Origin of the sequence: Rhodoferax sp. (genome assembly GCF_028688795.1) — a bacterium.
Taxonomy (GTDB): domain Bacteria; phylum Pseudomonadota; class Gammaproteobacteria; order Burkholderiales; family Burkholderiaceae_C; genus Rhodoferax.
This window is the reverse complement of the sequence record NZ_JAQTXM010000018.1, coordinates 90,164-99,841: the sequence shown is the minus strand read 5'-3', so window position 1 is coordinate 99,841 and position 9,678 is coordinate 90,164. Positions and strand designations below refer to the sequence as shown.

General features: G+C 56.2%; 9 protein-coding genes. 5 read left to right on the top strand and 4 right to left on the bottom strand.

Annotated elements, in window-relative coordinates:
• Nucleotides 1-141: 141 nt before the first annotated feature.
• Genes PHQ58_RS14315 through PHQ58_RS14300 form a run of 4 tightly spaced genes read right to left on the bottom strand, consistent with a single transcriptional unit; the run spans nucleotide 142 to nucleotide 3,648 of the window.
• Nucleotides 142-915, bottom strand: coding sequence for a hypothetical protein (locus PHQ58_RS14315; protein WP_300112032.1), 774 nt, complete (start codon nucleotides 913-915; stop codon nucleotides 142-144).
• 23 nt (nucleotides 916-938) lie between these two features.
• A complete protein-coding gene (locus PHQ58_RS14310) occupies nucleotides 939-1,601 on the bottom strand; it encodes a TetR/AcrR family transcriptional regulator (protein WP_300112030.1) in 663 nt (220 codons plus the stop codon).
• On the bottom strand, nucleotides 1,595-2,860 hold the full coding sequence (locus tag PHQ58_RS14305; RefSeq protein ID WP_300112028.1) for a patatin-like phospholipase family protein: 1,266 nt from the start codon (nucleotides 2,858-2,860) through the stop codon (nucleotides 1,595-1,597). The genes PHQ58_RS14310 and PHQ58_RS14305 overlap by 7 nt, the downstream gene beginning before the upstream one ends.
• A gap of 32 nt (nucleotides 2,861-2,892) precedes the next feature.
• A complete protein-coding gene (locus tag PHQ58_RS14300) occupies nucleotides 2,893-3,648 on the bottom strand; it encodes a phasin family protein (protein ID WP_300112026.1) in 756 nt (251 codons plus the stop codon).
• Nucleotides 3,649-3,892: 244 nt separating this feature from the next.
• Between PHQ58_RS14300 and PHQ58_RS14295 the strand changes: the two genes are divergently transcribed.
• The 5 genes from PHQ58_RS14295 to rfbH all read left to right on the top strand — a co-directional run bounded on the left by PHQ58_RS14295 (nucleotide 3,893) and on the right by rfbH (nucleotide 9,596).
• Nucleotides 3,893-5,890: an SDR family oxidoreductase gene (locus tag PHQ58_RS14295; protein WP_300112024.1), complete on the top strand. Its 1,998-nt coding sequence runs from the start codon at nucleotides 3,893-3,895 to the stop codon at nucleotides 5,888-5,890.
• 65 nt (nucleotides 5,891-5,955) lie between these two features.
• Entirely contained in the window at nucleotides 5,956-6,312 is a 357-nt protein-coding gene (locus PHQ58_RS14290) for a MarR family EPS-associated transcriptional regulator (protein ID WP_300112022.1), read from the top strand.
• A gap of 100 nt (nucleotides 6,313-6,412) precedes the next feature.
• Complete coding sequence (gene rfbF / locus PHQ58_RS14285) at nucleotides 6,413-7,186, top strand: glucose-1-phosphate cytidylyltransferase (RefSeq protein WP_300112020.1); 774 nt, start codon at nucleotides 6,413-6,415, stop codon at nucleotides 7,184-7,186.
• Complete coding sequence (gene rfbG / locus PHQ58_RS14280) at nucleotides 7,183-8,256, top strand: CDP-glucose 4,6-dehydratase (protein WP_300112018.1); 1,074 nt, start codon at nucleotides 7,183-7,185, stop codon at nucleotides 8,254-8,256. Before rfbF ends, rfbG begins: the two co-directional genes overlap by 4 nt.
• A 20-nt stretch (nucleotides 8,257-8,276) precedes the next feature.
• Complete coding sequence (gene rfbH, locus PHQ58_RS14275; protein WP_300112015.1) at nucleotides 8,277-9,596, top strand: lipopolysaccharide biosynthesis protein RfbH; 1,320 nt, start codon at nucleotides 8,277-8,279, stop codon at nucleotides 9,594-9,596.
• Nucleotides 9,597-9,678 lie beyond the last annotated feature (82 nt).

The following is a 9,678-nucleotide window of genomic DNA, read 5'->3' as shown; positions in this document are numbered from 1 at the left end:
TGATCAGCTCATCCTTTTGTGCATGGCTGAGTTCGGTGAGGTCGGGCAGGGTTGGCATCAAAACTAATTCTCGCTCACTATTTCATAGCGAACTCAAATTAATCTCCGTTGGGAGCTGAGTAGTTACTAAATTTATCTGTTTCAGTCAGTCAGTTCGGTGCGCGCCATTTCCATGTCCAGGTGTTCCATGGCGTCCACCGGTTGGGCGCCCGCTGCCAACTGGTACAGGCGGTTGGCCTCGCTCATCATCTTCTCGCCGTCGAGCATCAGCATTGCATGGGCGTATTCGATCATGCCGGCAGCCGATGCCGCCTGCAGCTTGAGGGCCTGGTCAAACAGGTTCATGCCGGTGTCGCGGTGCGCGCCGTAGGCCATGGCGCCTATCAACGAGCCGACCTTGTCGATCACTTCGGCATGAAAAGCGCCCAGGGCAATGTGCGCATCAACATGGTTGGGCTGGCGCTTGATGACGGTTTCAAGGTTGGTTTTAACCGTGTTGCCAATGCCTTGTGCCAGTGCCTTGGCCACGCTGAGTCCCTGGCTGTAGCGGCCCAAGGCGTAGGCATGCCAGTAATAGGCGTTGACGTTGTCGGGGTCTTGGTTGATTTGCTGCTCGGCGCGTTTGGCCACGTCAAGGAACATCTCCAGCCGGCAGGCCTCGTGTTTCTCAAGGTAATTGGCGTAAACGCAGGTGGCCTTGTTGGCAACGTTCAAACCCGCCAGGCCCAGGTTGAGCCCCTCAACGGTGGCTTTTTGAAATTCGCCGTTGTGAAATTTTGCCCAGGCATTGAGTAATTTGGCGTCTTGCGGCAGCGGCTCCAGGTCGCCGGCATGTAGTCTGGCCCAATGCGTTTTGACGCTTTTTGCATCAAAGTTGTACTCACCCGCATAGGGGAAAGCGGTCCAATGGGCCATGGTTATCTCCTGATCGCTGTTTTTTACTTGACTTCTTTATTGTAGGCATCGGCCAGGTGGACCAAATGGGTGCGCTGGCTTTGCTCCAGGTAGGGCGCCAGCAGGTTGAGTACATGCTGCGCGCCACGCATCAAGGCGGCTTGCGCGTTTTGCTCTTCCAGGGCGTTGCGCGGGTCGCGCACGTATTCAAAGCTGAGCCAATAGGTCAGCACCACCACCATGCTGGTGGCGGTGGCGTCAAGCTCGCGGGCGTCAATTTGCAGGGCGCCACCACGGCGCATGCCTTCAAGCAGCGCTTTCAGCGCACGGGTCTTGTTTTTCAGAATCGACTGAAAGTGGGTTTCCAGGCGCCGGTTTTTGCTCAGCAGGTCATTCAGGTCGCGGTACAAAAAGCGGTATTGCCAGATCAGTTCAAACAGCGTGTGCAGGAAAAACCAGGCGTCCTCGACGTTGCGCACGTCATCGCTGGCGCCCAGCAGGTCATTCAAGGGGTGCTCAAAGCGGTCAAACAGCGCGTTGATCAGCTCATCTTTGGCGGGGTAGTGGTAATACAGGTTGCCCGGGCTGATGTTGAGCTCGGCCGAGATCAAGGTGGTCGACACATTGGGCTCGCCAAAGCGGTTGAAAAGCGTCAGCGTCACTTCAAGAATGCGCTCTGCAGTGCGCCGCGGCGCTTTTTTTACCATGTGGCCACGCCTTCCAGTGAAGCCACGTCAACCACCTGTTGCAGGTTGTCCATGATGTCGTGTAGTCTGGTCAAAGACTGCCCGACGCGGGTCTGGGGGCGTTTTGGTGGGCACAGATGTTTGTGAACATCGTCAAGCGCTGCGTGGTTCAGAGTGATGCCGTGGTAGCCCAGCTTGGCGCCCAGCCCAGTCTGACGCGAGCGCAGCATTTGGCGGGTTTTCTGGTAAGCGTGTTCGGCCAGATGGCGGCGCTGGCTGTAGCTGAAGGTGTTCGCCAAGTACAGCTCAGGGTCGCGGTGGTCAGGCTCAATCAGCACAATGTCGGTGTTGGGGTAGGTGTGCTCATACGCCTTCAGTCCCATCACCAGGCGCGAATGGATGAGTGAGCGAAAAGTTTGGCTCAATACGGCCGGCAAGCCGCCATCCACAATGCGCGGAATGCGCTCGGGCGATGCCCAAGGTGTGAGGCGGTCGGTGATTGCCTGTGGCACCGACGCATCAAATGGCACCAGCGGGTTCAGGCACAGCATCAGGTCCACACCCTCGTCCAGCGCCACCGATGCGTGCATGGTTTTGATGAGTGCGCCGTCGCAGTAATGCTGGCCGTCAATCTCCACCGGCGGAAACAGGCCGGGCAGGGCCGCACTGGCTTGCACGGCCTTTGAGATTGGCACGTGGTCCCAGCCGGCGCGCCCGAACGCCACGGCACTGCAACTGTCCAAGTGGGTGGCCACCAAGGTCAAGCGGCTCTTGAGCTGCCGAAAATCGTTGGTGCGCCCCGCCTTTGCGAACAGGCGGGTCAGCTCGGTGTTGATTTGCTTGCTTGAAAAAATACCCGTGGGCAAGCTCGGGCTCAGGCGTTCCAGCGCGCGCATGAGGGTTTGGCGACCAAAGCTGCCTTGCCAGGCCCCTGCTGCCAAGAGCGTGGGCAGGCGCAGGCTACGCGTGAAAAACTCCGAGAACGCCGGCGTCAAAAGGCAGGCCGGGTCAAACGCTTCGGTTTGCCTTCTGCGGTCTTCAATGAACAGCGAAAACAACTGCTGTGGCGTGATCCCGTTGGCCAGACCCGCCGCAATGAAGCCGCCCGCCGACACGCCCACATAGTGCTGCAACTGGGTGAAGTTGATGCCGATAAGCGAGTCCTGCAAGGCACACAAAGCTCCAATTTCATAGATGGCGCCCAGTGGACCACCGCCTGCCAGCGCCAAGGCAATTCGAGGCGCGGCGGGGTTCACGGCGGTGCGGCTGGCAGGCTTCATGGTTTTGGAGTTTAGTGCTGATCAGGCGCTTGTCAAACAGGGTTTGCCTGGTCTTCAGCGGAAGCTTTGGTCGCAATCGCAGCCTCAACCGCAGCTTCAACCCCAGCTGGCGACTTGCGTGTGGCTGGTTTGCGCGGCGCGGCTTTGGCGATTGGTTTGGCCGCAGCCTTTGCCGCTACTTTTGCCGCGGGTTTGGCAGCCTTGGCGGGCACTTTGGCTGCTGCCTTTGCTGGCGTTTTAGCGGCAAATTGTTTTGCGGCAACTTTGGCCACAGGCTTGGCGACTGTTTCGGTCGCTGGCTTGGCCGCAGCCTTCTTGGGTGTGAGTTTTTGCACGCTGGCGTTGAGTGCGTCAATGCGGGCAATCAGCGCGTCCACGTCTTTGGCCGACGGCACGCCCAGCTTGTTGAGCGCCTTGGCCACGCGGTCTTCAAAAATGCTCTCTAATTTGTCCCATTGGCCGGAGGCTTTGCTGGAGATGTCAGTGGCCATGCTGGTCATTCGTTGGGTGGCTTCAGAGATTTTTTCTTCAGCGGCTGACTGGGTCTTGCGCTGCAAGCTCACGCCTTCTTTCACCAAGGCTTCAAACGCCTTGGTGCCGCCTGCCTGGGCTTTGTTAAAGGCGCCCAGACCGGCCTGCCAGATTTGCTGGGCTGAATCTCTGACCGAGTCCGACAAAACGGAAGATTTCGTGGCCGTTGACTTGGCAGATTTTTTGCGGGTGGCTTTGCCCTCCGACTTGATCGACGATTTGGCAGCGGCGCTGACTTTTTTGAGTTTGGTAACCATGGTGGGCTCCTAGTAGGTCATTGGTAATGGGGTGGCTAAAAAATGTGTGCATCAATTTCATCAACGCATCGAACGAACTTTAAAGACTACTGACGCCAATGTGTAGGGAAAACATCCTAAAACAAAGCTTCTTCATGGCGACGGCATCACTTTGTTCCCCATGGCGACGCAGCGCACGCGGGTTAACGCTAGGGTGGTCTGATCCGGTTCGGGCAAAAATAGAGCCCTTCTTTGGGAGACATCGATGCGTTATTTCGTCACCGGGGCGACCGGGTTCATTGGCAAACGGCTGGTCAAGAAACTGCTGGAGCGCAAAGGCGCGGTGGTGTATTTCTTGGTTCGCAAAGGCAGCGAAGGTAAGATCAAGACGCTGCGTGAATTTTGGGGCGCAAGCGCGGCACGCGTCGTTCCCGTGACAGGTGATCTGACCAGCAAGAACCTGGGTGTCTCAAACGCAGACATCAAGCTGCTCAAAGGGCAGGTCGATCATGTTTACCACCTGGCCGCCATTTACGACCTGGGTGCTGATGCGGTCAGTCAGATCGAGGTGAATGTGGACGGCACCCGCAACACCATCGAGTTGGCCAAAGCCATTGATGCCGGGCACTTTCACCATGTGAGCTCCATTGCGGCGGCGGGTCTTTATGAAGGCGTGTTCCGCGAAGACATGTTCAATGAGGCCGAGAATTACGAACACCCGTATTTCATGACCAAGCATGAAAGCGAAAAAATTGTCCGCCAAGAGTGCAAAGTGCCTTGGTCGGTGTATCGCCCGGCCATGGTGGTGGGCGACAGCAGCACGGGTGAAATGGACAAGATCGACGGGCCGTATTACTTCTTCAAGCTGATCCAGCGCATGCGCCAGTTGCTGCCGCCCTGGCTGCCGTCCATCGGACTGGAAGGCGGACGCATTAACATCGTGCCGGTCGATTTTGTGGTGGACGCCCTGAACGCCATCAGCCATCAAAAAGACATCACCCAAAAATGCTATCACCTGGTCGACCCGGTAGGTTACCGCGTAGGGGATGTGCTGGACATTTTCAGCAAAGCGGCGCACGCGCCCAAGATGAACCTCTTCATCAACGCTGCCTTGCTCGGCTTTATTCCGCGCAGCGTCACCAAAGGCCTGATGGCGTTGGCGCCGGTGCGCCGCGTGCGCAACGCCATCATGCAAGATTTGGGACTGCCCGAAGACATGCTGACCTTCGTCAACTACCCCACGCGTTTTGACTGCCGCGACACCCTGGCCGCGCTCAAAGGGACGGGTGTTGCATGCCCCAACCTGAAAGACTACGCCTGGCGGTTATGGGACTACTGGGAGCGCCACCTGGACCCCGATCTGCACATTGACCGCAGTTTGCGCGGCACGGTGGGCGGCAAGGTGGTGCTGGTCACGGGTGGCTCTTCAGGTATTGGATTGGCCTCCGCCCACAAGTTTGCAGAGGGGGGCGCTATAACTTTAATTTGCGGGCGAGACCAGGACAAGCTCGACGTGGCCTGCGCCGAGGCCGCGGCAAAAGGCTACCAGTTCACAGCCTATGCTGTGGACATTGCCGAGCCGGAGGCCTGTGCCAACTTTGTCAAGCAAATCACGCTGGCGCACGGTGGGGTGGACTTCCTTGTCAACAACGCGGGCAGATCGATTCGCCGCGCCATCGAGTCCAGTTACGACCGCTTCCACGACTACGAGCGCACCATGCAGCTCAACTACTTCGGCAGCTTGCGCGTGACCACCGGTTTTTTGCCCGGCATGGTGGCCAAGCGCCGTGGCCATGTGGTCAACATCAGCAGCATTGGCGTGCTGACCAACGCGCCGCGCTTCAGTGCCTATGTGGCCAGCAAAGCCGCGTTAGATGCCTGGACGCGCTGTGCGTCAAGTGAGTTTGCCGACCAGGGAGTGACGTTCACCACCATCAACATGCCGCTGGTGCGCACCCCCATGATTGCGCCTACTGGCCTGTATAACAACGTGCCCACCCTCAGCCCCGAAGAAGCCGCTGACATGATTGCGCAGGCCTGTATCTTCAAACCGGTGCGCATTGCCACGCGCCTGGGCATCACCGGCCAGGTCCTGCACGCCTTGCTGCCGCGCGTGGCGCAAATTGCCATGAACACCAGCTTCAGGATGTTCCCGGACTCCACTGCGGCCAAGGGGGCGAAGCCGGGCGACAAGCCTGCCAAGTCACATTTGTCTGCTGAGGCGGTGGCGCTGCAGCAGATGATGCGGGGGATTCATTTTTGAGGGTGATATCATTCGTTCAACACATGAACAGATGGGCGCCATAGTCTCTATTGCGCTTCCAACCAATGCCTGAAGAAATATCGATTCACCTGGATACGCATCTCAAGGTTTTGCGCTTGCTGGAAATCAACCCGCAGATGAACCAGCGTGAGTTGGCTGCGGCGTTGGGTGTGAGTTTGGGGAAAACCAACTTCTGTCTCAAAGCCCTGCTCGATAAGGGTTTGTTGAAAGCGCAGAATTTTCAGAGTAGCAAGCGGAAATTGGCTTACGCCTATTTTCTTACGCCGGCGGGCATTGTCGAGAAATCAGCGCTGGCGGGGCGATTTTTGAAACACAAGGTGCACGAGTATGAGCAACTCAGGGTGGAGATTGAATCGCTGCAGCGGGAAGCGGCCAACAGCGACACGCTGGCACCTCGTTAGTGTTCAGGTTAATGCCCATGAAATCTGCCTATAACCCTTTATATGCATGCGCTTAGAGCTATAAAAATAGTAGCAAAACGGTAAACAAAGGTCATAATAAATGAAAGCAGTCATTCTTGCCGGTGGCTTGGGTACCCGAATATCCGAAGAAACCTCGATTCGCCCCAAACCCATGATTGAAATTGGCGGTAAGCCAATTTTGTGGCACATCATGAAAACGTATTCCCACCATGGCATCAACGATTTTGTGATTTGCTGTGGATACAAGGGCTACGTCATCAAAGAATACTTTGCCAACTATTTTTTACACATGTCGGACATTACTTTTGACATGAGCAAAAACACCATGGAGGTGCATCACCGGCATGCCGAGCCTTGGCGGGTTACCTTGGTCGATACGGGCGACGAGACCATGACCGGCGGCCGCCTCAAACGTGTGGCGAAGTACGTCCAGGATGAAGATACTTTTTGCATGACTTATGGCGACGGCGTTGGCGACATTGATATCACCGAACTAATTGCTTTTCACCGAATTCAAAACGTCAAAGCTACTTTGACCGCAACCGTTCCGGCAGGACGTTTTGGAGCGTTGAGCATGACGGGCAGCAAGGTGAACAGTTTCATGGAAAAGCCCAAGGGCGATGGCGCGACGATCAATGGTGGCTTCTTCGTGCTGTCCCCCCAGGTTCTTGAATTCATTGCAGATGACAAGACCGTTTGGGAGCGTGAGCCGCTGGAGTGTTTGGCTAAGGAGGGTAATTTAGCCGCCTATCAGCATCATGGATTTTGGCAACCCATGGATACGCTGCGCGACAAGATACTTCTTGAGGAGCTCTGGCAGTCGGGGCAAGCGCCTTGGAAAGTATGGTCATGAATCCCGCGTTTTGGCGCGGAAAACGCGTTTTTTTAACCGGTCACACCGGGTTCAAAGGCAGTTGGCTCAGTCTGTGGCTGCAAAGCATGGGCGCAGAACTGCATGGCCTGGCGCTCACACCACCCACCACTCCAAACCTGTTTACTGTAGCTGATGTGGCAAGCGGGATGGCAGGCAGCACCATCGGTGATATTCGCGACTTGGCAACTGTACGAAAAGCCATGCAGGCCAGTCAGGCTGACATCGTGATCCACATGGCCGCTCAACCGCTGGTGCGCCTGTCATACGCGGAGCCGGTAGAAACCTATGCGACCAACGTCATGGGCACGGTTCATGTGCTGGAGTCTGCCCGCCACACACCCAGTGTCAAGGCTGTTGTGGTCATCACCACTGACAAATGCTATGAAAACAAAGAGTGGCTCTGGGGTTACCGTGAAAATGAGCCTATGGGTGGCCATGACCCCTACAGCAACAGCAAAGGCTGCGCAGAGTTGGTGACCAGCGCCTATCGCGACTCGTACTTGAGAGCCTGTGGCATTGCATTGGCCTCTGCCCGTGCTGGCAACGTCATCGGCGGTGGCGATTGGGCCGCAGACCGCTTGGTGCCTGACATCTTGCGAGCTTTTGAGCAAGGCCACCCTGTCATCGTTCGCAACCCCAACGCAACTCGCCCCTGGCAGCACGTGCTGGAGCCACTTGGCGGTTATTTGGCGTTAGCGGAGCGGCTTTGCACCGACGGGCAGGCCCTTGCCGAAGGCTGGAACTTTGGACCCAAAGACGATGATGCCCGCCCGGTGCAATGGATTGTTGAGCACATGGTCAACAGCTGGGGCAACGGCGCAAGTTGGCAACAAGACGGCGGTGTACACCCGCATGAAGCCAACTACCTCAAGCTCGACATTTCCAAAGCCAAAGCCCGCCTAGACTGGCAACCGCATTGGTCTTTGGCAACCGCCCTGGCGCACATCACCACATGGCACCAGGCTTGGCTGGCCAATGACGATATGAAAAAACTGTGCCTAGCTCAAATTCAGCAATACTCTCTCGCTATAAATTCAGAAGCAATATGACAGCCGAACCCATTCAATTTATGCCTAAAGCGCCTGACGCCATCCGCCGCGAAATTGCTGCGCTGGTGCAGCAGTACTCAAACATTGTTCATGCGCCCCAAGCTTTTGTGCCCGGTGAAACTGTGGTGCCACCTTCCGGCAAAGTCATTGGCGCCGAAGAGCTGAAATACATGGTTGAAGCATCTCTTGATGGCTGGCTAACCACCGGCCGTTTCAATGCCGAGTTTGAGAAAAAACTCGCCGCATTCATTGGTATCAAGCACCTGATTACCGTGAACTCTGGCTCGTCTGCCAACCTGGTCGCGTTCAGCACCCTTACATCCCCCAAATTGGGCGAGCGTGCCATCAAGAAGGGTGATGAAGTGATTGGCGTGGCCGCAGGCTTCCCCACCACCGTCAACCCTATCCTGCAATTTGGCGCTGTGCCGGTGTTTGTGGACGTGGATCGCCTTACGCATAACATTGATGCCAGTAAGATTGAAGCCGCCATCAGCCCCAAAACCAAAGCCATCATGTTGGCGCACAGCCTAGGCAACCCGTTTAACCTGGATGTGGTCACGGCCCTGTGTAAAAAGTACAACTTGTGGCTGGTAGAAGACTGTTGCGACGCACTGGGCACCACCTATCGAGGTCAGATGGTTGGCACCTTTGGTGACATTGGCACGCTCAGCTTCTACCCGGCGCACCACATCACCATGGGCGAAGGCGGCGCGGTGTTCACCAAGCATGACGAGCTAAAAAGCATTGCTGAGAGCTTTCGTGATTGGGGGCGCGATTGTTATTGTCAGCCGGGCAAAGACAACACTTGCGGAAAACGCTTTTGCCAGCAGTTGGGTGATTTGCCTTATGGCTATGACCACAAATACACCTACAGCCACCTGGGCTACAACCTCAAAATTACCGACATGCAAGCTGCCTGTGGCTTGGCGCAGTTGGAAAAAGCGCCGCAATTCATTCAGGCCCGCAAAGACAACTATGCCTTCCTAAGAGCACGGCTGAAAGACTGCGAAGAATTTGTTAGCCTGCCCGAGCCCACCGAGCACTCCGATCCCTCGTGGTTTGGCTTCCCCATTACGCTCAAAGAAAACTGCCCCGTCACGCGGCTGGACTTGCTCACCTACCTGGACCAGAACAAAGTCGGCACCCGCCTGTTGTTTGCCGGCAACTTGACGCGCCAGCCCTACATGGCTGGGGTCAATTACCGCATCAGCGGTGATTTGACCAATACCGACAACGTGATGAACAACACCTTCTGGATCGGCGTGCAGCCGGCGCTGACACTTGAAATGCTGGAGTTTGCGGCGCAGAAAATCGAGAGCTATCTGGGTGTGAATTTTTAAGTCTGGCTTGGATGCAGAGGAATTTATATGAAATCAGCCTCTAGCCCTTTTTAAGTATGCGTAAGAAGCTATCAATACAATA